This is a genomic window from Mesorhizobium sp. M2A.F.Ca.ET.042.01.1.1, from assembly GCF_003997405.1.
Taxonomy (GTDB): Bacteria; Pseudomonadota; Alphaproteobacteria; order Rhizobiales; family Rhizobiaceae; genus Mesorhizobium.
This window is the reverse complement of sequence record NZ_RZRX01000005.1, coordinates 39,130-64,641: the sequence shown is the minus strand read 5'-3', so window position 1 is coordinate 64,641 and position 25,512 is coordinate 39,130. Positions and strand designations below refer to the sequence as shown.

The window sequence follows — 25,512 nt, the reverse complement described above, 5'->3', positions numbered from 1 at the left end:
GGCCTGCGCATGGCGCGTGCCGCGCAGGCAGCCGCGCAGCCTGTAGAGCGCGCTGTAATAATCGACATAGGGAAAGCTGCTTAAGTCTCGCGCCAGCTCATACTCCATCACCGCCTCGTGCCAGGCGTCGAAACCGGCGCTGACATCGACGAGATGCTCGGGCCGGAAACCTTCGTCGTCCTCCCAGTTCTCGCCGAACAGCAGGAGCTGCGGCGTATGCGCGGGTTGGGCGCGCTTCAGCGTCGGCAGCGCCGAGAAGAAGATGCCGGTCTGGGTGAGATGCGCCGCGGCGCGGTGGTCCTTGTGCCAGCTGCCGTGCCAGTGGGTGATAACGACCTCCGGCTTCAGCTCGCGGATGACGTCGCAGACCTGCAACGCTGTTGCGTTGTCGTTGGGCAGGAAGGCGTCGCGCAGCTTCATGTTGCGCATGGCGACGCCGAGCCGCGCGGCGGCCTTCGCCGCCTCGTCCTCCTTCTGTCCCGAATAATGCTCCGGGATCAGGCAGGGATGGCCCTGCTCGCCCATCGACAGATGCAGGAAGGTGACCTGCGCTCCATTCTTGGCGGCCGCCGCCGCCAGAGGTCCGGCGATGACCTCGGCGTCGAAGGCATGCGCCCCGACGACCAGGATCGAGCGCGCGGTATAGACCTTGTCCTCGATCATTTCATGCCTCCCCCGGCGCCGACGCCCTCGCGAATCTGGCGCGCCAGCAAACAATACATGATCAGAATCGGCGCCATGGAGATCGCCAGCGAAGCGAACACCAGGCCCCAATCGGTGCGGAACTGCCCGACGAACACGCTGATGGCCAGCGGCACCGTCTTGTAGCGGTCGTCGAAGATGAAGATCAGCGGGAAGAAGAAGTCGTTCCACACCGCGATCGCCGTGAAAATGGCGACGATCGACACCGCCGGCTTCACCATCGGCAGCACGATCTGGAACAGGATACGCGTCTCGCCGGCGCCGTCCATGCGCGCCGCCTCGTCGAGCTCGGAGGGCAGCACGCGCATGAAATTGGCGAAGATGAAGACGGCGAAGGGAATGCGGATCGCCGAGTAGACGAGGATCAGTCCTGTAAGGGAATCGAGCAGGCCGAGGCTGCGCATCAGCGTGAACAGCTCGACCGAAGCCAGCCTGATCGGCAGCATGATGCCGGAAAGGAAGAGGCCGAGCATGATGCCATTCCAGCCGAGCTTGTAGCGGCTCAGCGGATAGGCGGCCATCGCCGAGACGACGATCGTGAGGATCACGGCGCCGCCGGTGACGACCAGGCTGTTGATGAAATTGTGGCCGAGATCGGCGCGCGTCCAGGCGCTCACGAAATTGTCGAGGGCCCAGCTTTGCGGCAGGCCGAGCCGGTTGTCGTAGATCTCGGCAGTTGTCTTGAAGCAGGAGACGACGAGGATGTAGAGCGGCAAGAGCACGGCGGCCGTCCACACCAGCAGGATGATCCAGCCGGGCAGTCGCGCCAGCTTCTGTGGGATAGCCAATGCTTGAACGGACGTGGCGCTCATAGCTCGACCGTCCGCTTGTCGAAGAAGCGCAGCATCAACAGCGTGCCGATGCTGAGGATCAGGAACAGCATGGTGCCCAGCGCCAGCGCCAGCCCGATGTCGGTGATGCCGACCGCGCCTTCGGCGCCGAAGGCCAGCCTGTAGAAATAAGTCACCAGCGTGTCGGTCGCGTAGCTCGGATTGCCCTGCACGCCCTGCATCACATAGACGATGTCGAACTGGTTGAAGGTGTTGATGAAGGAGAGCGTTGTCAGCGTGCCGAGCGCCGGCATCAGCAAGGGCAGCGCTATCGCATAGAGCATGCGCGCATTGCCGGCGCCGTCGAGCTTCGCCGCCTCGAACACCTGCGGCGAAATCTGCCTGAGGCCCGCCGTATAGATCAGCACCGGCAGGCCCATCCAGTTCCAGGCGTCGACGGCGATCAGCATGCCGAGCGCGGTATGGCTGTTGCCGAGCACGGTCACGCTGCCCTGATGCAGGCCAAGCCTGTTCAGCGCCCATTCGACGATGCCGCCGGGCGCGAGCAGCAGCCGCCACAGCGCGCCGACGATGACGGGGCTGAGCACGGCGGGGAAGAAGAACACCGACTGGAAGAAGGCAGCGCCCCTGCCGCGCAGGAAAAGCAGCCAGGCGAACAACAGGCCGAGCCCGTTCTGCAGCAGCATGATGCCGAAGAACCACGCGACATTGTGCCAGAGCGCGCCGTATAGCCGCTCGCCGCTCGGGAACACGAACAGACGCGAGAAGTTCGCGAGGCCCGCGAACTCCTGCATGCGCAGCCCCTTCCAGGTGAAGAAGCTGCCCCACAGCGACATGAGCAGCGGATAGAGCACGAACAGCCCGTAGATGGCCAAGGCCGGCAGGATGAACAGCACCGCCATGCGCTGTTGCGTGCGCTGGAGGCTGGTCGTGCGGCGGAACTTGGTCATGCGCTGCTCGGTGGGAGTGGACTGCCGGCCATGTCGCGGCCGGCAGCCTGCCTTACTGCTTGGGTTTGAACCAGGTGGCGATCGCGGCCTGCATGTCGGCCGCCAACTTCTCCGGCGCGACATTGCCTTCCACCATGTCGATGATCTCGGATTGCAGCACCGACGACGCCGTCGGCGTCTGCCAGCGGAAGCCGACCAGCGTCAGGTAAGGCGTCGAGTTCTTCGCCATCTCCATCATCTTGGACAAAACCGGATCCTTGACGGTGACGTCGGTGCGGGCCGGCGGCCAGCCGAGCTCGTCGGCAAAGGCCTGTGCGAATTCGGCCGAGGCCATGTAGTTCAGCACCTTGGTCGCCGCTTCCTTGTTCTGGCCTTCCGACACAAGGCCGTAGGAGCCGTCCGAGAAGGCCGAGGTGTAGAGCTTGGTCGATGCGTCGTCGGCCGGGAACGGGAAGATTGAGAATTTCAGCTTCGGGTTCTGCGACTTGAAGCTGCCGTTCTCGAACGAGCCGCCGAAGAACATCGCCGCCTTGCCGCCGATGAACTGCTGCGTCGCCGTGGTGTAGTCGATGCCGGCGAAGCCATCGGAATAGTACGGCTTCAGCTCGGCGAAGCGCTTCAGCGCCGCGACATAGCGCGGATCCTCGAATGTGGACTTGCCGCTCATCATCTCGTCGTAGAAGCCGGGACCGTAGAGCGTCGGCCCGATGACGCCGACGCCGATCTCCAGCTCCCAGGCCGAACCGTTGGCGCCGCCATTGGCGATCGGCGTGATGCCCGCCGCCTTGAGCTTCTCGCAGGCGGCGACGAAGTCCTTGTAGGTCTTCGGGATCTCGATGCCTTGCGCGGCAAAAATCTCCTCGTTGTAGAAGACGCCCATCATCGGCACCGAATAGGGCACGCCGTAGAGCTTGCCGTCGGCGCGGCCGCGCGCGCCGCCAAGGGCCGCGTCCGGCATGTTCTTCAGTTCCGCCACGCTGTCGTCGAGCGCGTCGAGATAGCCGCCTTCGATGAAGGGCTGCAATTCGCCATAGGCCTTGAGCTGCGCGATGTCAGGACCGCGCCCGCCGCGCAGCGCCGTGCTCAGGCGGTTCTGGTAGTCCGCGTCGGGCGTGAACTGGATGTCGACCTTGATATCAGGGTTCTTCTTCTCGAACGCCTCGAAGATGCGATGCATGGCGGCCTCGTCCTCGGTGCGCCAGCTCCACAGCGTCACTGTCGAGTCGGCGCGAGCCGGCAGCGTCGTAAGGATACCCACGCCGGCAGCAGCGAGGCCGCCGATCAGGCCAAGCGCGGCGCGCCGGTGTATGGAAAGCATGCTCATTGCCAGTTCTCCCATTTTCTCGGTTTTGAGGTCCGCATCGCAGCAGCCCGGAAGCGTTCGTTTGCCTTTTCGCAAAGTCATTATAACGACATGATGCCACGAGCAAGGGGGCGCAGACATGTTGAGGGCTTCGCTCGATCGGGGATGGGATAGGAAGAGATATTTCATCTACTTGATTTTATTTTACTATTTTGTGAAAATCGACGCCGCCGAGTTTTTTGGTCCACAGATCTGATCCGAACGTTCGCACGCGAGGGCTTGCGCGTTTGCTCAAACTTGTCATAACGTCATTGCTCTTGTTGCAGCTTGTGTGGAGGATGCCGATGTCGCTTGCCTGGATCTCGAAGCTGACGCTTGCCGCGGGGCTCATCGCGCTGCCCGCGACCGGCTGGGCGCAATCGGTCAACATCTCCTATCTGACGCATTGGTCGCCGGAGACGGTGGCTCTGCTCGAGGCGGCGGCCAAGGATTTTTCCAGGCAGCATCCGGATGTCGCCGTCACCGTGCGCGCGGTTCCTTTCGGCGATCTCTTGACCACGCTGCGCTCGCAGGGGGGTTCCTCCGACGGCCCGACGATCGGCGGCATCTACGATCTGTGGCTGCCGGAACTGGTTAAGGACAAGCTCGTCGCCCCAGCCCCCGATGCTGTTGCCAGTGAGGTGAAGAGCGCCTGGCCAGCCGGCGTCGTCAGCGCCGCTTCCGTCGGCGGCACGCTTTACGGCATCCCGAACGAGATCGACGTCTACGCGCTGAACTACAACAAGGAACTGTTCAAGGCGGCCGGCATTGCCGCCCCGCCCAAGACCTGGGCCGAATTCAAGGATGCCGCCGCCAAGCTGACCGACAAGGACAAGGGCCAGCAGGGCTTCGGCATGATCAACTCATGGGCAGCGGGCGTGGTCCATCCTTTCGCCTCGCTGCTCGTCTCCAATGGTGGCAACCTGGTCAAGGATGGCAAGCCGGCGCTGGATAGTCCCCAGGCCGGCGAGACCTTCGCGCTCTATGAAGACTTGATAAAATCCGGCGCGAGCAATCCGGCGATGGCGACGGCGGACGCCAACACCACCGGTCCGTTCCTCGACAATTTCGTCTCCGGCAAGACCGGCATGATCATCATGGCCAACTGGTGGGAAAGCGCGCTCAAGACCGGCATGGGCGACAAGTTCGCAAACGTCGCCACCGCTCCCATCCCCGTCGGCCCGAGCGGCGACAAGCCGCATTCGATCTCCTATTCCTGGATGACGGTCGTCAACGCCAAGGCGGGCGAGGCCGAGCAGAAGGCGGCCTGGCAATTCCTCGCCTGGCTGAACAGCCCGAAGTCGGGCAAGAACGGCGCTTCGGCCATGTCGGACATTTTGATGTCGATGGGCATCCTGCCGTCGCGCACCTCCGACATCGAAGCGCATAAGGATAAGCTCGGCTCGGAATTCCTCTCCGGCTACGTCTCCGTGCTCGCCGATGCGCAGCCTTTCCCTGTCGTGCTCGGCGGTCAGGAGTTCTCGGAATCCCTGCAGCAGACGCTCGAGGCGTTGCAGTATGGCCAAGTCTCGGCCAAGGATGCGCAGGCGAACGCGCAGGCCGACGCCACGTCGATCCTGGAGCGCGCCGCCAAGTAAGTTCGGGTCCCTGACCGGAAGCAGGTGAATGGCCAAAGCTTTTCGTGCCTCGGCGGGCATCATGCTGGCGCCCGCCGTGACATTGATCGGCGTGTTCGTGCTGTTGCCGATGCTGCTGACCATCTGGCTGTCCTTCCAGGACTGGTCGACGCAGACGCCCTTTTCCGAGGCGAGCTTCATTGGCCTCGGCAATTTCCACGAGATCTTCGGCCCCACCTCGGTCGGCCGTGATTTCAAGACGGCGCTCCTCAACACGACGATCTACACCGCACTGTCGGTCGTCCTCATCCTGCCGCTGTCTGTGGTCTTCGGACTGCTGGTCTATCAGCGCGACGTCGCCGGCGGCACGGCGCTGCGCACCGTATTGTTTTCGACCTACATGGTGCCGATGATCGCGGTGGCGCTGGTCTGGTCGAAACTCTATGCGCCGAGCGAGGGCCCGCTCAACCAGTTGCTCGGCCTGGTCGGCATCGGTCCGCAACCCTGGCTTTCCTCACCGCGCTCGGCGCTGGTCTCGATCGTGCTGCTCAATGTCTGGCAGCAGGTCGGCTATTTCACCGTATTGGCCATCGCCGGGCTGACGCAGATCCCCGGCAGCCTCTATGAGGCGGCGACGCTGGACGGCGCCAACGGCCGCGAGCAGTTCCGCTTCATCACCTTGCCCCTGCTTCGCCGCACGCTTCTCTTCAGCGCCGTCATCGCCATCATCAACGCCGTGCAGGTGTTCGAGCCGGTGGCGCTGATCACGCAAGGCGGGCCGGTGGGCTCGACCAATGTGCTCACCTACCATATCCGCCGCGTCGGCATCGAACGCGCGCAGGGCGGGCTGGGCTCGGCCATGGCGGTGATGCTCATGCTGTCGCTGATCGTCTGCGTCTCGGCGCTGTTCGCCTTCGTCAACCGCAAGGACAGCGAATGAGCGCGGCTACCCGATCGCTCGCTCGCAAGCGCCCTTCGGGCCGCAAGGCGCTGCTTGCGAGCGCCATGCTGCTGGTCGCCGTCGCCTCCGCCTTCCCGCTCGCCTGGATGGTGCTCTCCAGCCTGAAGACGCCGGCCGAGACCATGCACGTGCCGCCGGTCTGGATCCCGCGCATGCCGACCCTCGAAGCCTACGAAAAGGTCGCCGGCGTCATCAATGTCGGTCGCTCGATGTGGAATTCGCTTGTCATCGCCTCGGTGACCACCGCCGGCATCCTGGTCACCAGCATGATGGCCGGCTACGCCTTCGCCAAATATTCCTTCCGCGGGCGCTCGCTGCTCTTCTCGGTGCTGATCGCCACCATGTTCCTGCCGCCGATCGTGACGCTGATCCCGCTCTACCGCATGGTCGGCTCGCTGGGCTTGAGCGCCAGCCTCGCCGGCATCATCGTGCCCAACCTCGCCAACGCCTTCGGCATCTTCCTGATGCGCCAGTTCATCGCCGGCGTGCCCGACGACCTGATCGACGCAGCGCGCATGGACGGCGCCTCCGAGCTTCTCATCCTTTACAAGATCGTGGCGCCGAGCATAGCACCCGCGATTGCCGCGCTGGCGCTGTTCGCCTTCGTCTATCACTGGAACAGTTACCTTTGGCCGCTGACCGTGCTGCAGGGCAATGCCGACGCCTATCCGATCGTCATCAGCCTCAGCCGGCTGCTCAGCTACAATCGCGGCGCGGTCAACACCGGCCTGGTGATGGCCGGCGCGACGCTCGCCGTGCTGCCGCCGCTGGTGCTCTTCGTGTTCCTGCAGCGCTTCTTCGTCGATTCGATCGTTGGTTCGGCGATCAAAGGTTAGTTTGCGAGAGTCGCTCAGCCAGCCTCATCGACATTCGGCAATTCAAGCGCGGAACGCAGTAAGCCGCGATCGCGCCTGTAGAGGGTAGAATATGTCACCGGCTCCAACAAATCGGCGTAAGGTTGGAAATCCGCGATGCGCTTGTTGAAGGGTATCGCCCCGCAGCCGGGAACCAGACAATCCCGATTTCCCTTCGGACAGCGGTTGAAGGAGCAAAGCCGGCCAAGGTAGTGGTCGCTGCCGGGCTCGAACAGGAAAACGTCGAGCTGATGGTCGGCGACACTGATGCCAAGCCCGGCTTCGAACGCCCGCCGCAGCGCCGCGGCGCCCTTACGGCGCAACTCGCCAAGCCGGTGTTGCGAGTCGACCCAGACAGCCAGGTCGAGGTCGCTGCATTCATGCCAAACTTCGATACCCGCGCGGCGGAAGTCGCTGAACCTCGGAATCTCCTTCCAAAGCGGTTTCGCCACCGAGCCGATGACGGCGATCGCCTCGATTTCGGGGAACGCCATCCAGGACTGCGTGACGACATCGGCGGCCTGGCGGAATTCGCGCTGGCGCCGCAGGAGGTAACGGTTCTGCTCTTCGATCTGCGCGCGCTTCATGATTCACCGAGGCAGCTTCATCAGACTGCGTTTGCGGCCATCGGAGGCTGAGTTTGGCAAGCCGTCAAGAGCGCGACTGCCCCTCACTTAAATCTCGCCTGCGTCCAAGCACCTCCAGCCGCGTTCGACTCCACCGCCGCTGCGACGAACTTCACGCCGCGCGCGCCGTCGACCACGTCGGGCACCTGCGCTGCCCGCGCGGCATCGACCGCACCGCCCGCGCGATGCGCGCGGATAATGTCGGCGGCGTCGCGGTAGAAATTGGCGAAGGCCTCGATATAGCCTTCCGGATGCGCGGCCGGCATGCGCGACACGCGCCTCGCTTCCGCCGTCGCGCCATGGCCGCCGCGCACCAGCGTGCGCGTCTCCTCGCCATAGGGCGAGAAGCGCAGTTCCTCGGGCCGCGATCCAGACCATTCGAGCCCGGCCTTCTCGCCATAGATGCGCACAGAGAGGTCGTTGTAATGGCCGGGCGAGGTCTGGCTGGCGAGGATCGTGCCGCGCGCCCCACCTGTCCAGCGCATCAGCACATGCGCGTTGTCGTCCAGCCGCCGTCCGGGCACGGCGGTGAAGAGGTCGGCCGAAACCGCCTCAGCCTCGAAACCGGAAATGAAGCTTGCCAGGTTGAAGGCATGCACGCCGATATCGGCAAGCACGGCCGATTGGCCGGCGCGCGCCGGATCGGTGCGCCATTCCGCCTGCTTCTGGCCCTCGGCGTCGATCGGCTTGGTCAGCCAGTCCTGGATATAGGCGCCGTGCACCGACACGATGCGGCCGAGCTCGCCCGCCGCCACCATTTCGCGCGCCTGGCGGACCATGGCGTAGCCGGTGTTGTTAAGCGTGACGACGAAACGGCGCTGCTTCGCTCGCGTCAGCACCACCAGCGCCTCGGCCTCGCCAAGCGTCGTCGACAGCGGCTTGTCGCAGATGATGTCTATGCCGGCTTCGAGGAAGGCGGTGGCGATCGGCGCATGCAGATGGTTGGGCGTGACGATGACCACCGCCTCGATGCCGTCCGGCCGTGCCGCTTCGGCCTTGGCCATGGCATGGTAGTCGGCATAGCTGCGCTGCGGCGCGATGCCGATCTCGGCGGCGGAGACCGCGGCGTTTTCCGGGTCGGAAGACAACGCGCCGGCGACCAGCGCGATCTGGTCGTCGAGCCGCATGGCGAGGCGATGCACGGCGCCGATGAAGGCGTTGCGGCCGCCTCCGACCATGCCGACCCGCAGGCGTTGACGCGACGTACCATCGGCGGTTGCATAGACCATGATTGCGATTATCCTCCCCAAGTTTCGATATGCCGGTCGGTGCGGATGTTGTGACCGGCGACGGCTGTTTTCGAATGATATTTCTATTTTTTGTTTTGTAAAACGATTGTGCCGCGTTAGCTTTTTACCCTCGGTCCAGGTGGCGGACCACATCCGCTGAGCAGGGATCGGATAATGCATCCGATGGTTGGGGTCACGATGAGGCATGTCCTATGAGCGGTCGCGGCAAGGCCGCCGAGGAGCGGCATAGCCTGGAGACGGCAGCGAGGAAGAGGAGCCGATCACTGGCAGCACTTGGCTACACCAAGCCGCAAACCTACGAGGAACTGCGTGCAGTGCTTTCGTCAGGCACCGTGCATTTCCCGAAACGGCTTCGCCAGGTGGCGATCTTCCTCTGGCAGCATCCGAGCGAGGTTGCGTTGGGTACGATCGCGCAGGTGGCGGACCAGGCCGGCGTGCAGCCCTCGACCCTGGTGCGCTTCGCCCAGATCTTCGGCTATTCCGGCTTTTCCGATTTCCAGCTCCTGTTCAAGGATCGCATGAAGGGCTCCTGGCCGGATGCGCAAGGCAGCCCGGATAGGGCCGAGGAGCCGAATGCCGACCTGCATTTCCTCAACGGCATGGTCGGCGCCTGCCAGGCCTCGCTCGGCCGCATCGGCAACAATTTCGATCTCGCCGCTTTCGAGACGATGGCCGATCATTTGGCGGCGGCCGAGCTGATCTATGTCATCGGCAGCAAGCGCGCCTTTCCCGTCACCACCTATCTGTCGCTGACGCTGTCGCAGCAGGGCGTGCGCAATGTGCTGGTCGACAATGTCGGCTCGACCGCGCTGGACCAGGTCGGCTGCATCACGCCGCGCGACGCGGTGCTCGCCGTCTCCTTCAGTCCCTACAATTCGATCACGCCCGATCTCGTCGCTGTCGCGCATGAGCGCAAGGCCCGCATCCTCGCCATCACCGACAGCACGTTTTCGCCGCTGGCAAAACTCTCCGACACCTGGCTGGAAGTGGTCGAGCAGGATTTTGGCGGGTTCCGTTCACTAGCCGCTTCGCTCGCGGTCGGCATAGCCTTGGTCCATGGCGTCGTCGCGCGCCGGACAAATTGACAAGAGCAATTCCAGGAAAATTGTCTGCGGTTTTCCGTCCGGAATTGCGAAAGACAAGGAGATAGAGCGGTTCACCGCTTCCACGGAACGGTGAACCGTTCTAGCACGATTGACTAACGGGAATTATCGTTCCATATTTGAAAAAATGGAAACTTTGTTCCGGGAGGAGGAATGGAGGTTCGTCTCGACGGCAAGGTGGTGCTGGTCACCGGCGCGACGCAAGGCATCGGCCGAGCGATCGCCGAGACGCTTGCGCGCTCGGGCGCTGCCGGCCTGCTGATCACCGGAAGGGATCGAGAGCGCGGCGATGCTGTCGCCGCCGAGCTCACGGCCATGGGCGCCGCCACCGTCTTCGCTGCGGCCGATCTCGGCGATCCCGAAGCCCCGGCGCGGTTGGCCGGGGCCTGCATTGAACGCTTCGGCCGCATCGACGGTCTCGTCAACGCCGCCGGCCTCACCGATCGCGCTTCCTTCACCGACGCCACGCTCGACGATTGGGCGTCGCTGTTTGCCGTCAACGCCCGCGCGCCCTTCTTCCTCATGCAGTCGGCGATCGCCGACATGAAGAAACGCGGCCAGGGCGGTGCGATCGTCAACATCCTGTCGATCAACGCGCATTGCGGCACGCCGGAGCTTGCCGTCTATTCCGCCACCAAGGGCGCACTGGCGACGCTGACCAAGAACGCCGCCAACGCCCACCGCTTCGACCGCGTCCGCGTCAACGGCATCAATGTCGGCTGGACCGACACCCCGGCCGAACGGATCATGCAGGCCGACACGCTCGGCCAGGGTCCGGGCTGGCTCGACGCCGCCAACGCAACGCAACCCTTCGGCCGGCTGTTCTCCGTCACCGACATAGCCAATCTTGCCGTCTTCCTGCTCTCCGACGCGGCCGGTCCGATGACCGGCACGCTGGTCGACCAGGAGCAATGGGTGATCGGAGCCAACCGGTGAGCGCCGAGAACCTCAGCCCCGCGCTGCTCGACCGCTTGCCATCCCAAGTCCGCAAGCCGGCTTACGATCGCGCAGCACTCAAGCCTGGCATCGCCCATCTCGGCGTCGGCGCCTTCCACCGCTGCCACCAGGCCGAATACACCGACGACCTCCTGGCCAAGGATTTCGGCCGCTGGGGATTGGTCGGCATCAACATCCGCCCTCCCCAGCTGACCGATACCCTCGGCCGGCAAGGCGGCCTTTACACGCGGCTGATCCGTCAGAACGACGAGGTCGAGGCGCGCGTCATCGGCAGCATCATGCGCGTCGTCGACAGCCAGGACAATGCCGCGCCGGCGCTGGACGTGCTCGCCTCGCCCGAGATCGAGATAGTCACCATGACGGTGACGGAGAAAGGCTATTGCCACATCCCGTCGAGCGGCGCGCTCGACCTCGACCACCCCGATATCGTCCACGATCTCGCCAGTCCGGAAACGCCGGTCAGCGTGCCCGGCATCCTGGCAAGGGCGCTGGAACTGCGCATGGCCTCGCATGGCCGGCCGGTGACGCTGCTGTCCTGTGACAACATCCCCACCAACGGCACCATTCTTGGCAATGTCGTGCGTGCGTTCGCTAAGCGGCGCGGCGGGAAGCTGGCGGACTGGATCGAAGCCAATGTCGCCTTCCCCTCGGCCATGGTCGACCGCATCGCGCCGGCGACGACCGCGGCCGATATCGATACGGTCGAGCAGCGCTATGGCTACCATGACAGCGCCTTGGTGGTCGGCGAGCGTTTCCGCCAATGGGTGATCGAGAACCGCTTCGCCGGACGCGTGCCGCGTTGGGACCTTGTCGGCGCGAGCTTCGTCGACGACGTCACGCCCTTCGAGCACCTCAAGATGCGCGTGTTGAACGGCGCCCAGACGACGCTCAGCTATCTCGGTGTTTTGGGCGGCTTCGAGCACACGTTCGAGGCGATAGCCGATCCGCTTCTGGCAGGCTTCGTCCGCCGCATGCTGACCGAGGAAACACTGCCGACGCTGATGCCGGTCCCCGGCATCGCGCCGGCGGCCTATGCCGAGCAGAGCCTGTCGCGCCTCACCAACACCGCAATCCGCCACCGCAATCACCAGATCGCCACCGACGGCTCGCAGAAGATCGTGCAGCGCCTGCTCAACCCGATCCGCGACCGCCTGGTGAAGGGCGGGAGCATCGCGCTTCTTTCGGTTCCAGTGGCCGGCTGGATGGCCTATCTGATCAAGGCATCGGCGCGCTTCGGCCGCGCCTGGCAGGTGTCCGACCCCTTCGCCGAGAGAATTGCGACAATCGCCGACCGCGTTGGTTTGGACAGCAAGGCGCTGGCCGATGCGATCCTTGCCATCGACGCCATCTTCGACCCGTCCTTGGCCGCCAACGCGACTTTCCGCGCGCATGTCGTCGCCGGCCTCGACGGCCTGCTCTCGAACGATCCGATGGGCTTTGTCAAACAAGTCTGTTCTGGGCCAACAGATGCGCGGTTGAAGCAGCCGGCTCGATCTGCATAGTTTGTATTGGGAGGCATCATGAAACTTGGACTGCTCACGGCACCATTTCCGGATACTGCTCTCGGCGAGGTCGCCGACTGGGCGCGCTCGGTCGGTTTCGAGGCGCTGGAGATCGCCTGCTGGCCGAAGACTTCCGGGGCCAGCCGCCGCTATGCCGGCACCAGCCATATCGACGTGGACATCTCGGCCGCCGAAGCCGAGGACATTGCCGCCGGGCTTGCCGGCAAGGGCCTGGCCATCTCGGGCCTCGGCTTCTATCCCAACCCGCTCCATCCCGACCGGGCGCATCGCGAGGCGGTGATCGATCACCTGAAGAAGGTGATCGTGCTGGCGAGCCGCATGGGGGTCTCGCTCGTCAACACCTTCTGCGGCGGTGACGCCTCGAAGACTGTCGACGCCAACTGGGAGGACGCGCAAAAGGTCTGGCCGGCGATCATCGCCCACGCCCGCGCGCACGGTGTGAAACTCGCCTTCGAGAACTGCCCGATGATCTTCAGCTATGACGAATGGCCGGGCGGGCACAACATCGCCTACTCGCCTTACGTCTGGCGCCGCATCCTCGAAGCCTGGGGCGGCGATGTCGGCATGAATTTCGACCCGTCGCATCTCGTCTGGCAGATGATCGACAAGGAGCGTTTCATCCGCGAGTTCGGCAAGAACATGCTGCATGTGCATGCCAAGGACCTGATGATTGATCATGATGGTTTGTACGAGCGCGGAATCCTTTCGGCTGGCATAGGCTGGCAGGTGCCGCGCATGCCGGGGCTTGGGGACATCGATTGGAGCAGGATTTTTTCGGGCCTCTACCGGGCCGGTTATGACGGGCCGGTCATCATCGAGCATGAGGACCGGCGCTTCGAGGGGACGGATGAGAAGGTCAAGCGCGGCTTCCTGCTTGCCCGCGACGTGCTGCGCCCCTTCATCAAATGACGAAAGCTCGGCGCCGGTCGCATCGACGCCCAGGAACTGAAAAATCGAACTGAACTGAAAAGATCAATGTGGAGGAGTACTGACATGAAAAGACATCTGACCGTGGCCTCGCTACTTGCCGGCGTCGCCTTGCTCGCCTCTGTGGGCGTCTCGGCCGCCGCCGGCAAATACACGATCGGCATTTCCAACACCGTGCAGGGCAATGGCTGGCGCGAGGAAATGATCTGCGCCATGAAGGCGCAGGCGCTCGCTTCCGGCGAGGTGGCGAAGCTCAACATCGCCCACCGCAACACCGACGCCGCCGGCCAGCTCGAGGACATCCGCAACCTGATCAGCGCCAAGGTCGACGCCATCGTCGTCAACCCGGCCGATCCGGCCGGCATCAAGGCGGGCCTCGAGGAAGCCACCAAGGCCGGCATCGTCGTCGTCGCCGTCGACCAGGCGGTGACCGAACCGTCCGCCTACATCATCTCCAACAACCAGGAACAGTATGCCTACTTGGGCGCCAAGTGGCTGTTCCAGCAGATGGGCGGCAAGGGCGAGGTGTTCTACATGCGCGGCGCCGCCGGCGCTTCGGCCGACTCTGATCGCGACAAAGGCTTCAAGAAGGCGCTCGCCGAATTCCCCGATGTGAAGGTCGCGCAGGAAGTCTTCACCGGCTGGCAGCAGGATCAGGCCAAGCAGCAGATCCTGTCCTTCCTCGCCACCGGCACGCCGATCAACGGCATCTGGACCTCCGGCATCGACAACGTCATCGTCGACGCGCTGGTCGAGCAGCAGGCGTCGATGGTGCCTGTGGTCGGCGCCGACAATGCCGGCTTCGTCGGCCAGTTGAGCTCGGTCAAGGGCCTGGTCGGTGCTGCGGTCACCAATCCCGGCTCGATCGGCGGCGCCGGCGTGACGCTGGCGCTGCAGATCCTCGACGGCAAGAAGCCGGCGCAGCAGACCGTGCTGGTCGAGCCGCAGCTTTGGGAAAACGCCACCGACGAAGGCAAGGCCAAGCTGAAGAGCGTCGTCGATCCCTCGCTCAGCCCCGAATGGCCGGTCTCGATCTCGATCCCGGACTGGACGACCTACACCAAGGACCAGATCGTCGCCTGCAAGGGCCCGGGCGAATAAGGGCCTTATCCGAACGCAAGCGTAAGGACGCCGGACCAAGGTCTGGCGTCCTTGCCATTTGATTTGGCACGCATAATTTGAGCCTTTAAATCGAGAACGCCTTGACCGCCAACCCTCTCCTCGACGCCATCGGCGTGGCCAAGAACTACGGCGCCGTTGCTGCGCTGCGCAACGCCTCGCTCTCGGTGCTGCCGGGCGAAGTCCATGCGCTGATGGGCGCCAACGGCGCCGGCAAGTCGACATTGGTGAAGATCCTGACTGGCGCGATCAAGGCCGATGCCGGGCGCATCCTGATCCGCGGCCAGCAGCTCGATGTCCGCTCCCCCGCCGCCGCCCGCAGCGCCGGCCTGCTGCCGGTCTATCAGGAACCGTCGCTGATTCCGGATCTCGACGTGCTCTCCAATCTCAGGCTGACCGGCACGCCGGTCGAGCCCTTCCGCGCCTGGGTGCGCGAGCTCGGCATTCCCGACCTCGACATCCGCGAGACCGCCCGCCATATCCCTCTGGCCATCCTGCGCGTGCTCGACCTGGCGCGCGCGCTGGCCGTCGACCCCGACGTGCTGCTGCTCGACGAGATGACCGCGGCGCTGCCGGCGAACCTTGCCGAGAAGGTGCTCGAGGTCGTGCGCCGCCAGGGGGACGCCGGCCGCTCTGTCATCTTCATCTCGCACCGTTTCGTCGAGATCTCCGCGCTCTGCGACCGCGCCACCGTGCTGCGCGACGGCTCCACGGTCGGCGTCGTCGACATCGAGCCGGGCGTCGAGGAAAGAATAGTCGAGATGATGCTCGGAACCCGCATCGAGAAGACGCGCGTCGCCGCGCGAGCGGCGAATGATGTGGCGGTTGCGGCCGGCGGCCGGCCGCGCTTGTCGGTGCGCAACCTGCAGCTCGGCACCAAGCTCAACGACGTCTCCTTCGATCTCGCCAATGGCGAGGTCGTCGGCGTCTTCGCGCTCGAGGGCCAGGGTCAGGACGAGCTCTTCGCAGCGCTTGCCGGCTCGATCCGCCCGACCGGCGGCACGATCGACGTCGACGGCGCGCCGGTGAAATTCTCGCATCCCAGCGACGCCATCCAGGCCGGCATCGCCTATGTGCCGGGCGACCGCACCGAGGCCTTGGCCATGCAGCGTTCGGTGCGCGAGAACATCGCGCTGCCCTTCAGCGCCGGGCTGCGCAAATGGGGGCCGATCCGCATGCGGCGCGAGGAGTTTGTGGTTTCCGGCGCCATCGGCAGGCTGCAGATCGACACCCGCGCCCAGGGCGAGGTGCAGCGCCTTTCCGGCGGCAACCAGCAGAAGGTGACCATCGCCCGCTGGATCGCGGCCAACGCCCGCACCATCCTTTGCTTCGACCCGACGCGCGGCATCGATGTCGGCACCAAGCAGGAAATCTACAAGCTGCTGCGCGAGCTTGCCGGCCAGGGCAAGTCGGTATTGTTCTACACCTCCGAAATGGAGGAGGTGCAGCGCGTCTGCGACCGCGTCATCGTCATCTTCGGCGGCCGCGTCGTCGACACTTTCCCGGTGGAAGAGGCCGACGAGCCGGCGCTGATGCGCGCCGCCTACGGCCTGCCGCGCGGCGCCAGGGCCGATGTCGGTATCCTTGCCGAGGTCAAACCCGCTTCCGATGCGGAGGCCGCATCATGAGCCGCTTCTTCCGCAACCAGGGCTGGGTCGCCGGCCTCTTTGCCCTGCTGATCTTCCTCTTCGTCGTCACCAAGCTGATCCAGCCCGGCTATGGCAGCGGCGACTTCGGTTCGCTCGCCCGGGCCGTCCTGCCTTACGCCTTCGCGGTTGCAGCCCAGACCGTCGTCGTCATCGCCGGCGGCATCGACCTTTCGGTCGCCGCCATGATGGCGCTGACCAGCGTCACCGCCGCTTCGATGATGAACGGCGCCAGCGATGAATATGCGCTCTTCGTCGTGCCCTTCGTGCTGGCCATGGGGCTGGTGCTCGGCGCGCTGAACGGTATCCTCATCGTCGTCACCCGGGTGCCCGACATCGTCGTCACCCTTGCCATGCTGTTCGTGCTGCAGGGCGCGGCGCTCCTCGTGCTCGGCGCTCCCGGAGGCGCGGCCGCCGAATGGCTGAAGGCCAGCGTCATCGGCACGGTGCCGGTACCCGGTCTGCCTGATTGGGCCGATGCTTGGGTGCCGAAGGCGCTGGTGCTGCTCGTCGTCTCTCTCTGCATCGTGTGGATTCCGCTCAGGCGCTCGCGCCTCGGCCTCTCCATCTACGCCATCGGCAGCAACGAGCTCGCCGCCTTCCGCAGTGGCGTACCGGTGGCGCGCACCAGGATCATCGCCTATGCGCTCTCCGGCCTGTTCGCCGCGCTCGGCGGCCTGTCGCTGACCATCAGCACCGGCATCGGCGCGCCCATCCCCGGGCCTTAGCTGCTCGCCAGCGTCGCCGCGGTGGTGCTGGGCGGCGTCGCGCTCGGCGGCGGCAAGGGCGGCCTGCTCGGCCCGATCATCGCCGTCTTCGTGCTGCGGCTGGTGCGCACCGACCTGACGCTTCTGGCCATCGATCCGAATGTCACCGCCATCATCGAAGGCTTGATCATGGTCGCGGTCGTGATGTTCGGCGCCTTCATCACAATGCGGAGCCGTCCGGCAGGAGCAACGCCATGACCGACATCGCGACCATGCCCCGGCCCGTTTCGTTCGGCCGCCGCCTGAAGCGCTTCATGGCGGACCGGCCGCTGATCCCTTTGATCGTCCTCTTGATCATCCTCGTGGTGATCCTGCAGATCCTGCGCCCCGGCATCGTCAACGAGCGCTGGCTCGCCAACACGGCGAAGTTCGCCATTCCGCTGGCGATCCTCGCCGGCTGCCAAACCATGACCATGCTGACCGGCGGCATCGACCTTTCCGTCGGCACGGTGGCGACGATGAGCGCCTTCATCATGGCCACCCAGATCGTCAACCAGGATCCGGCCGTGGCTTTCCTGCTGGCCATGCTGCCCGCCGTGCTGATCGGCCTCGTCAACGGCATCGGCGTCGGCGTGTTCCGGGTGCATCCGCTGATCATGACGCTCGGCACCAGCCTGATCGGCACCGGCTTCCTGCAGGTCTACCAGCGCACGGTGATCGCGTCCGGCGCGAAGATCCCGGATTTCCTCAACTGGCTGGGCACCGGCGTCACCTACGGTTTTCCCAATGCGCTTCTCCTGTTCGTGCCGGTGGCGGTGCTGATCGTCTTCATGCTGAACCGCACCGGCTTCGGCCGCCTGCTCTATGCCGTCGGCGACAATGAGCGAGCCGCGCGCCTGTCCGGCGTCCGCTACTGGCAGGCGATCACGGCGCTCTACGTCCTCTCCAGCCTGCTCGCCGGCATCACCGGGCTGCTCTATATCGGCCTGATCAAGGCGCCTTCGCTGTCGCTCGCCGAGCCGCTGGTGCTGCCTTCGGTGGCCGCCGCCGTCATCGGCGGCACCTCTATCTTCGGCGGTCGCGGCGGCTACACCGGCACCATCATCGGCGCGCTGATCCTGACCGTGCTGACGACGCTGCTCACCATCCTGCAGATGCCCGAAGGCGGTCGCCGCATCCTGTTCGGCTTCATCGTGCTGTTCGTGACGGCGGCCTATCTGCGCATCGTCGAGGACCGCTAGAGCAATCCCAGGAAAAGTGTGAGCGGTTTTCCGTCCGGAGTTGCGTAAAAACAAGAAGATAAACCATTTCACCGTTTCGGTGAGACGGTGAAATGGTTTAGCCGGCGCACGGCTCACTCCGCCGCCTGCACCTGGCGGGCGCCGATGATCGCACGTATCTCGGAGCGGCACGAGCCGCAATTGGTGCCGGCGCGCAGCGTCGAGCCGATCGCTTCGAGGCTGTCACATCCCGAAGCGACCGCCGATGCGATTTGGTTGGCGCCGACATGGAAGCACGCACACACGACGCGTCCAATAGCCGGCATGGGCACGGGCGAGCGGCCGGATAGAAGCGCATGGCGATCGGCCGTCGACAGCTTCTGGCGCGTGGCGAGCAACGACACCAGCCAATCGCGCGCCGGCAGTTGGTCCGGAGCGGCGACCAGCAAGGCCTCGGCCATGGCGCCGCCATCGTCGATGGCCGCCGCGCGATAGGCGAGCCCGCGGCGATCGGTGTATTCGAGCAACTGGTCCCGCCGTTTGACGCCCAGCAGCTTGCGCGCCAGGAGAATGCCCTGATCCGGCGGCTCGGTTCCGGTCAGTTCGTAGACCCAGCCGCCATCGACTGCATGCCGGCTCCAGTGGACGAAGCCCGTCGGCCGCAGATCGCGGCGTGTGATGAGCACGCCGGCCCAGCCGGTCTCTTCCCGCACGATCCAGACCGGAACATGCTTGAGCTCCGGCTGGCCGGAATGCGGATCGGTTACCGACGAGGACAGCAGGCCGGCGGAAGCCTTGGCCGCAAACTGTCCGCTCCAATGCATGGGCAGGAAGGCGTGACCGCGCCGCTGCGCGTTCGACACCCGCACTCTCGCCCGAACGAAGCCGAAGCGGGTTGAAAGATGGGCGAGATCACCGTCCTTGAGACGATGCGCGGCCGCATCCGCCGGATGAAGATCGACCGCCGGCTCCGGGGCGTTCGCCATCAAACGCGGCACGTTGCCGGTGCGCGTCATCGTATGCCACTGGTCGCGCAGCCGACCGGTGTTCAGGGCAAGCGGATAGTCGGCATCGACGGCGAAGGCCGTCGCCTCCTGCCGCACCGGCACGAAGCGCGCGCGGCCGTCGGGCGTCGGAAAACGACCGTCGCCGAACAATCTTGTCTTCTGCTCATGCCGGTTCGAAGCGGGCCAGTGGCGTGGCGGGAAGGTATCGTAATCCGTGTCGCTAAGGCCGGTCAGCCCGCCAAGGTCGAACAGCCGCGCGCCGCTATTCTCGAAAGCAGACAGCTCGGCGTGCTCGCGGAATATCTCTGCCGGGGTCTTGTAGGCGAAGGCATCGCCAAAGCCCATGCGGGCGGCGACCTTGCAGATGATGCGCCAGTCGGCCTTCGCCTCGCCCGGCGGCGGCACGAACGGCCGCTGGCGCGAGATACGCCGTTCCGAATTGGTGACCGTGCCGTCCTTCTCGCCCCAGGCCGCGGCCGGCAGCAGCACGTCGGCATAGCGCGTGGTGTCGGTGTGGGTCACATCCGAGACCACGACGAAATCGCATTTGGCGAGCGCTGCGCGCACGCGCGTAGCGTCCGGCATGGAGACCGCGGGATTGGTGCCCATCACCCACAGCGCCCTGATGCGGCCGTCGGCAACTGCCTGGAACATGTCGACGGCTTTCAGGCCGCCGCGCCGCGCGATGTCGGGCGCTTTCCAGAAGTGGGAGACACGATCGATGTTTGCCTCATCCGCGAAGTCCATATGCGCGGCGAGCTGGTTGGCCAGGCCACCCACCTCGCGGCCGCCCATGGCGTTGGGCTGCCCGGTGACGGAGAACGGTCCCATGCCGGGCTTGCCGATGCGGCCGGTGGCGAGGTGGCAGTTGATGATGGCGTTGACCTTGTCTGTTCCATGCGCCGACTGATTGACGCCCTGGCTGTAGACGGTGACGGTCCGCTCTGTCTCTGCGAAGAGATCGTAGAAGGCCTCGACGTCGGCGGCCGCCAATCCGCAGCCTTTCGCGACACGCACGATCGACGGCGCATCGGCGCCGGCAAGCGCGGCCGTGGCGTCGAAGCCCGACGTATGGTCACGAATGAAATCGGTATCGATCTTTCCGCTCTGGACGAGATGCGCGAGCAGCCCATTGAACAACAGCACGTCCGTGCCAGGGTCCAGCGCCAGATGCAGGTCGCACTCGTCGGCGGTCGCGGTGCGGCGAGGATCGATGACGACGATTTTCGTTCCACGCTCCCGGCGCGCTGCGAGCATGCGCTGGTAGAGCACCGGATGGCACCAGGCGGTGTTGGAGCCGGTGAGCACGACGAGATCGGCGCACTCGAAGTCCTCATAGACGCCCGGGACAATGTCCTCGCCGAAGGCGCGGCGGTGGCCGGCGACGGACGAGGCCATGCAGAGCCGCGAATTGGTGTCGATATTGGCCGAGCCGATGAAGCCTTTCATCAGCTTGTTGGCGACGTAATAGTCCTCGGTGAGCAACTGGCCGGAAACGTAGAAGGCGACCGAGCCCGGCCCATGCTCGGCAATCGCGCGTGAGAATTTTTCGGCCACGAGATCGAGCGCTTCGTCCCAACCGGCCTGCCTGCCGCCGATTTCCGGCTGGAGCAGACGGCCTTCCAGACCGAGCGTCTCGCCGAGCGCCGTCCCCTTCGAACAGAGCTTACCGAAATTGGCCGGGTGCTCGGGATCGCCGCGGACGGTCGTCGTGCCGTCCGCGGCGACCTTGGCCAGCACGCCGCAACCCACCCCGCAATAGGGGCAGGTGGTCCTCACCTCGCGCGCTTCCTCCATGCTTCAGGCCGCTTTCGACGCCAGCGTTTCGAGCGCGATGAACAGCCGCTCGTCCTCGACCCTGACGGGGATCGTTCGCACCGAGCCTTCGTCGGCGCCGAGCGCCCTGCCCGTCTCCAGCGAGATCACCCAATTGTGCAGCGGGCAGGTCACCGCGGCGCCGTGGACGATGCCTTGGCTGAGCGGCCCGCCCTTGTGCGGGCAGTGGTCGTCGATGGCGAAGACCTGGTCGTCCGCCGTGCGGAAGACAGCGATCTTGCCTTGCGGGGTTGCCACGCAGCGCGCGCCGCGCGGCGGAATGTCGGCGATGGAGCCGATTGCGATCCAGTTCATGCGGTCTTTTTCCCGTCGACTCATTCCGCCGCCTCCGCGAATCCGACCGAGGCCATCGGGCGGAACTCATGCTTGTCCTTGCCGGAGACGCGCTCCGACCATGGATCGACCTGAGCGAATTTCTGGCTGAAGACGAAGCGCTCGTAATAGGCTTTGCGCTTCTCGCCATCATCCAGGATCTGTTTTTTGATCTCGGCTGTGCCGATCCGCTTGGCCCATTTGTAGATGCGCTCGAGATAGCGGGCCTGCTCGCGATACATCTGGACAAGCGCCACGATCACCTCCAGCGCCTCGTCCTCGGTCTTCACGAGACCCAGCACTTCCGTGCCCTTGATGTCGAGGCCGGCCGCACCCGCGAAGTGGATCTCATAGCCGGAGTCGACACAGACCACGCCGACATCCTTGCAGGTCGCCTCCGCGCAGTTGCGCGGGCATCCCGATACCGCCATCTTCACCTTGGCCGGCGTCCACGAGCCCCACATGAATTTCTCGATGCGGATGCCGAGCCCGGTCGAATCCTGCGTGCCGAAGCGGCACCAGTCGGTGCCGACGCAGGTCTTCACCGTGCGCAGACCTTTGGCATAGGCATGGCCGGAGACGAAACCGGCCTTGCCGAGGTCGGCCCATACCGCCGGCAGGTCCTCCTTGCGAATGCCCAGCATGTCGATGCGCTGGCCGCCGGTCACCTTGACGGTTGGAATACGGAACTTGTCGACGACATCGGCAATGGCGCGCAATTCGTTTGCGCTGGTCACCCCGCCCCACATGCGTGGCACTACCGAATAGGTGCCGTCCTTCTGAATGTTGGCGTGGACGCGCTCATTGATGAAGCGCGACTGATAGTCGTCGGCATATTGGTCCGGCCAATCGCAGACCAGATAATAGTTGAGCGCCGGCCGACATTTGGCGCAGCCGCAGGAGGTCTTCCATTCGAGTTCCTGCATGACGGCCGGAATTGTCTTCAGGCCCTTCGCCTTGATCAGGCGCCGCACATCGTCATGGCCGAGGCTCGTGCAGCTGCACATGGGCTGCACCGCCGCAGGATTGTACGCTTCGCCCAGCGTCAGCTTCAGCAGCTGTTCGACCAGACCGGTGCACGAGCCGCAGGAGGCCGAAGCCTTCGTATGCGCGCGCACATCGTCGAGGCCGGTCAGCCCCTTGGCCGAGATCGCTCCGGTGATCTTGCCCTTGCAGACGCCGTTGCAGCCGCAGATTTCCGCATCATCCGCCAATGCCGCAACGGCCGCCAAAGGGTCCGAGGAAACGCCTCCCTGAAACGCCTGACCGAAGATCAGTGTGTCGCGCATCTCGGAGATATCGGTCGCCTTCTTCTTGAGGTCGTTGAACCAGGCGCCGTCGCCCGTCTCGCCGAACAGCACCGTGCCGATGATGCGGTTGTCCTGCAGCACGAGGCGCTTGTAGATGCCGGCGGATGCGTCGCGCAGGATGATCTCCTCACGGTCCTCGCCATCGGCGAAGTCGCCCAGCGAATAGAGGTCGATGCCGGTGACCTTGAGCTTGGTCGGCGTGTCGGAATGGACGAACCGCCTGTCCTCGCTGTCCGCCAGCGCGGCCGCAGCGACCCGCGCCATCTCGTAGAGCGGGGCGACCAGTCCGTAGACATGGCCGCCGACCTCGGCGCATTCGCCAAGCGCCATGATGGCAGGATCGGAGGTCCGCATGCGGTCATCGACGACTATGCCGCGATTGACCTCGATCCCGGCCTCCTTGGCCAAAGCGGTGCTCGGGCGGATGCCGACCGCCATAACCACCAGAGTTGCCGGGATGATCGTGCCGTCCATCAGTTCGACACCCTCGACCTTGCCGTTGCCGACAATCGCCTTGGTGTTGGCCTTGGTCATGACCTTGATGCCGCGCGCCTCGACGGCCTTCTGCAGCAGATAGCCGGCGGCCGGGTCGAGCTGGCGCTCCATCAGCGTAGGCATGACGTGGAGCACAGTGACGTCCATGCCGCGTTCCTTCAGCCCCGCAGCGGCTTCGAGGCCGAGCAGGCCGCCGCCGATGACGACCGCCTTGGCGCGCGACTGCGCCGCAAGCAGCATGGCGTTGACGTCGTCGAGGTCTCGGTAGGTGAGCACGCCGGGCAAGTCCTTGCCGGGCACCGGAATGATGAAGGGCACCGAGCCGGTGGCGATGACCAGCCGATCGTAGCTCTCGGTCACGCCGTGGTCCGAGGTGACGGTCTTGGCCTCGCGGTCGATGGCGGCGATCCGGTGGCCCTTGTAGAGGGTGATGCCGTGCTTGATGTACCAGCCGTCGCCATGGATGACGATTTCCTCGAACGCCTTCTCGCCCGACAGAACCGGCGACAGCATGATGCGGTCGTAGTTCACGCGCGGCTCGGCGTTGAAGATGGTGACGCTGTAGCGGTCGGGCGCCGCTTCCAGCAGGTGCTCCAGCATCCGGCCCGGCGCCATGCCGTTGCCGATGATGACGAGTTTCTCGGTCATGTCCGGTCTGCTCCGATCTATTCGGCGGCGTAGGAAAGGGACGATGTCTTGACGTCCGCCCGTCGCTCCATGCGGCGGATGCTGAAGTGCATCCAGACCAGGCAGGACAAGACGATCACGAAGAGCAGCATGAAGCAGCTCGACCAGACGCCCGTGAGGTCGTTCAGCGCTCCGAAGGCGATCGGCAGGATGAAGCCGCCGAGGCCGCCGATCATGCCGACCACGCCGCCGACCGCGCCGACGCTCTGCGGATAATAGGCTGGGATGTGCTTGTAGACGGCGGCCTTGCCCAGGCTCATGAAGAAGCCGAGCACGGAGGCGACGGCGATGAAGGCGAGCGGGCCGATCTCGAAGTGGAACGGGATCGGCCCGCTGATGCCGCGCACCACGTAATCTGCCGAGGGGAGAGACAGAACGAGGGTCGCGACGGCAGAGACGCTGAAGGTCCAGTAGAGCACGGTGCGGGCACCGATGCGGTCGGACAGCACGCCGCCATAGGCGCGGAAGATGCTTGCGGGGATCGAATAGGCAGCGCCGATCATGCCGGCGGTGGCGATGCCGAAGCCGTAGACGCCGATCAGGTATCGCGGCAGCCAGAGCGACAGCGCCACGAACGCGCCGAAGGCGAAGAAATAGTAGAAGGCGAAGCGCCAGACCTGCAGGTTCTTCAGCGGCGCGAATTCCTGCCAGAAGCTCCTCGCCGGCGCCGCCTTGCCGGCACGGCGTTCGCGGATGACAGGATCGTCGTTGGTGGTGAACCAGAAGACGATCGCCATGACGACCAGCGCCGCGGCCCAGATCAGCGCCACCGACTGCCAGCCCCAGGCAAGCAGCACGAGCGGCGCCAGGAACTTGGTGACCGCCGCACCGACATTGCCGACGCCGAAAATGCCGAGCGCCGTGCCTTGTTTGCCAGCAGGGAAGAAGCGCGAGACATAGGCGATGCCGACGGCAAAAGAGCCGCCTGCAAGGCCGACGCCGAGCGCTGCGACCAGCATCTGCTGATAGGTGTCGGCAAAAGCGAGCAGGAAAGTCGCGACCGCCGCCGCGAGCATGGTGAGCGTATAGACCAGGCGGCCGCCATAGCGGTCGGTCCAGACGCCGAGCACCATGCGTACGAGCGAGCCGGTGAGGATCGGCGTGCCGACAAGCAGGCCGAACTCGGTCTCGTTCAGCCCAAGCTCCTGCTTGATGCGCACGCCGATGATGGAAAAGATCGTCCACACCGCGAAGCACACGGTGAAGGCGATGGTGGACATGACGAGCGCTTGCCGGGGAGCACTGTCCTGGCTTTGCGCGGCTGGGAGGTTTACGGTCATGGTTGGCTCCGGTTTGCGGCGGCAGGCGCCGCGTGTGGTGTTGATCAGGCGTGCGGCATCGGTCAGCGCGACGGGGCTTGCGCGGTCACTTGCGGACCCTTGCCCTCGGCTTCGTGACTGGCGGGAAAAAAGAACAGCGCGGCAATGAACAGCACCGCCGTCAGCGCGCTGCTCGCCAGGACATCGCGGCGGGTGAAATCCTTGAGCGAGGGTCCGATCCGTCTGGTCATCGTCATCTCCGGTCCAAAACGAAAAAAGCTGCCGTCCAGGCCCTCTCGCGTCCGTACATCCGGGATCGCGTGGTGACCTGAGCGGCAGCTTTGCCTGTGG

23 protein-coding genes are annotated in these 25,512 nt (G+C 65.0%); 12 read left to right on the top strand and 11 right to left on the bottom strand.

The features are described 5' to 3' along the window. The 4 genes from EOA23_RS01780 to EOA23_RS01765 form a co-directional block, all read right to left on the bottom strand. Positions 1–663: PIG-L family deacetylase (locus tag EOA23_RS01780; RefSeq protein WP_127302680.1), on the bottom strand; the 663-nt coding region annotated here is incomplete at its 3' end. Next, a complete protein-coding gene (locus EOA23_RS01775; protein ID WP_127302679.1) occupies positions 660–1,514 on the bottom strand; it encodes a carbohydrate ABC transporter permease in 855 nt (284 codons plus the stop codon). The genes EOA23_RS01780 and EOA23_RS01775, both read right to left, overlap by 4 nt. Next, the gene (locus EOA23_RS01770) at positions 1,511–2,443 is read right to left on the bottom strand and encodes a sugar ABC transporter permease (RefSeq protein ID WP_127302678.1); all 933 of its coding nucleotides are present in this window, start codon (positions 2,441–2,443) and stop codon (positions 1,511–1,513) included. Before EOA23_RS01770 ends, EOA23_RS01775 begins: the two co-directional genes overlap by 4 nt. A gap of 52 nt (positions 2,444–2,495) precedes the next feature. Further along, entirely contained in the window at positions 2,496–3,767 is a 1,272-nt protein-coding gene (locus EOA23_RS01765) for an extracellular solute-binding protein (protein WP_127302677.1), read from the bottom strand. Positions 3,768–4,090: 323 nt separating this feature from the next. On the opposite strand from EOA23_RS01765, the gene EOA23_RS01760 reads away from it, so the two are divergent. Genes EOA23_RS01760 through EOA23_RS01750 form a run of 3 tightly spaced genes read left to right on the top strand, consistent with a single transcriptional unit; the run spans position 4,091 to position 7,159 of the window. Next, positions 4,091–5,383, top strand: a complete 1,293-nt coding sequence (locus EOA23_RS01760; RefSeq protein WP_127302676.1) for an extracellular solute-binding protein — start codon at positions 4,091–4,093, stop codon at positions 5,381–5,383. 28 nt (positions 5,384–5,411) lie between these two features. Continuing rightward, positions 5,412–6,302, top strand: coding sequence for a sugar ABC transporter permease (locus EOA23_RS01755; protein WP_127302675.1), 891 nt, complete (start codon positions 5,412–5,414; stop codon positions 6,300–6,302). Next, a complete protein-coding gene (locus EOA23_RS01750; protein WP_127302674.1) occupies positions 6,299–7,159 on the top strand; it encodes a carbohydrate ABC transporter permease in 861 nt (286 codons plus the stop codon). The genes EOA23_RS01755 and EOA23_RS01750 overlap by 4 nt, the downstream gene beginning before the upstream one ends. A gap of 14 nt (positions 7,160–7,173) precedes the next feature. On the opposite strand, the gene EOA23_RS01745 is transcribed toward EOA23_RS01750, so the two are convergent. Both EOA23_RS01745 and EOA23_RS01740 read right to left on the bottom strand, forming a co-directional pair. Next, positions 7,174–7,764, bottom strand: coding sequence for a hypothetical protein (locus tag EOA23_RS01745; protein ID WP_126064427.1), 591 nt, complete (start codon positions 7,762–7,764; stop codon positions 7,174–7,176). A gap of 83 nt (positions 7,765–7,847) precedes the next feature. Then, on the bottom strand, positions 7,848–9,032 hold the full coding sequence (locus tag EOA23_RS01740) for a Gfo/Idh/MocA family oxidoreductase (protein ID WP_127302673.1): 1,185 nt from the start codon (positions 9,030–9,032) through the stop codon (positions 7,848–7,850). A gap of 212 nt (positions 9,033–9,244) precedes the next feature. Here EOA23_RS01740 and EOA23_RS01735 point away from each other — a divergent pair, with 212 nt between their 5' ends. The 9 genes from EOA23_RS01735 (at position 9,245) to EOA23_RS01700 (ending at position 18,276) form a co-directional block, all read left to right on the top strand. After that, positions 9,245–10,138 (top strand): MurR/RpiR family transcriptional regulator, encoded by an 894-nt coding sequence (locus tag EOA23_RS01735; RefSeq protein ID WP_127302672.1) that lies wholly within the window; start codon positions 9,245–9,247, stop codon positions 10,136–10,138. Between the two features lie 171 nt (positions 10,139–10,309). Next, positions 10,310–11,092 (top strand): SDR family oxidoreductase, encoded by a 783-nt coding sequence (locus EOA23_RS01730; protein WP_127302671.1) that lies wholly within the window; start codon positions 10,310–10,312, stop codon positions 11,090–11,092. Continuing rightward, the gene (locus EOA23_RS01725; RefSeq protein ID WP_245473955.1) at positions 11,089–12,615 is read left to right on the top strand and encodes a mannitol dehydrogenase family protein; all 1,527 of its coding nucleotides are present in this window, start codon (positions 11,089–11,091) and stop codon (positions 12,613–12,615) included. The genes EOA23_RS01730 and EOA23_RS01725 overlap by 4 nt, the downstream gene beginning before the upstream one ends. An 18-nt stretch (positions 12,616–12,633) precedes the next feature. Continuing rightward, positions 12,634–13,545, top strand: coding sequence for a sugar phosphate isomerase/epimerase (locus tag EOA23_RS01720; protein ID WP_127302669.1), 912 nt, complete (start codon positions 12,634–12,636; stop codon positions 13,543–13,545). 84 nt (positions 13,546–13,629) lie between these two features. Next, positions 13,630–14,664, top strand: coding sequence for an ABC transporter substrate-binding protein (locus tag EOA23_RS01715; RefSeq protein ID WP_127302668.1), 1,035 nt, complete (start codon positions 13,630–13,632; stop codon positions 14,662–14,664). Between the two features lie 101 nt (positions 14,665–14,765). Continuing rightward, positions 14,766–16,310 carry a sugar ABC transporter ATP-binding protein gene (locus EOA23_RS01710; RefSeq protein ID WP_127302667.1) on the top strand — a complete coding sequence of 515 codons (1,545 nt, stop codon included), beginning with the start codon at positions 14,766–14,768 and terminating at the stop codon, positions 16,308–16,310. Next, positions 16,307–17,056 (top strand): ABC transporter permease, encoded by a 750-nt coding sequence (locus tag EOA23_RS01705; RefSeq protein ID WP_245473954.1) that lies wholly within the window; start codon positions 16,307–16,309, stop codon positions 17,054–17,056. The genes EOA23_RS01710 and EOA23_RS01705 overlap by 4 nt, the downstream gene beginning before the upstream one ends. Before the next feature lie 24 nt (positions 17,057–17,080). Continuing rightward, on the top strand, positions 17,081–17,293 hold the full coding sequence (locus EOA23_RS36270; RefSeq protein ID WP_245473953.1) for a hypothetical protein: 213 nt from the start codon (positions 17,081–17,083) through the stop codon (positions 17,291–17,293). Next, positions 17,290–18,276: an ABC transporter permease gene (locus EOA23_RS01700; RefSeq protein ID WP_127302666.1), complete on the top strand. Its 987-nt coding sequence runs from the start codon at positions 17,290–17,292 to the stop codon at positions 18,274–18,276. The genes EOA23_RS36270 and EOA23_RS01700 overlap by 4 nt, the downstream gene beginning before the upstream one ends. A 113-nt stretch (positions 18,277–18,389) precedes the next feature. Here the strand turns inward: EOA23_RS01700 and EOA23_RS01695 are convergent, their stop codons facing one another. The 5 genes from EOA23_RS01695 to EOA23_RS35515 form a co-directional block, all read right to left on the bottom strand. After that, a complete protein-coding gene (locus EOA23_RS01695) occupies positions 18,390–21,059 on the bottom strand; it encodes a nitrate reductase (protein ID WP_127302665.1) in 2,670 nt (889 codons plus the stop codon). Between the two features lie 3 nt (positions 21,060–21,062). After that, positions 21,063–21,392, bottom strand: coding sequence for a nitrite reductase small subunit NirD (gene nirD / locus EOA23_RS01690; protein ID WP_127302664.1), 330 nt, complete (start codon positions 21,390–21,392; stop codon positions 21,063–21,065). Positions 21,393–21,412: 20 nt separating this feature from the next. Beyond that, complete coding sequence (gene nirB / locus EOA23_RS01685; RefSeq protein ID WP_127302663.1) at positions 21,413–23,863, bottom strand: nitrite reductase large subunit NirB; 2,451 nt, start codon at positions 23,861–23,863, stop codon at positions 21,413–21,415. Between the two features lie 17 nt (positions 23,864–23,880). After that, on the bottom strand, positions 23,881–25,182 hold the full coding sequence (locus EOA23_RS01680; RefSeq protein WP_127302662.1) for a nitrate/nitrite transporter: 1,302 nt from the start codon (positions 25,180–25,182) through the stop codon (positions 23,881–23,883). Between the two features lie 62 nt (positions 25,183–25,244). After that, on the bottom strand, positions 25,245–25,412 hold the full coding sequence (locus tag EOA23_RS35515) for a hypothetical protein (protein WP_189341465.1): 168 nt from the start codon (positions 25,410–25,412) through the stop codon (positions 25,245–25,247). Positions 25,413–25,512 lie beyond the last annotated feature (100 nt).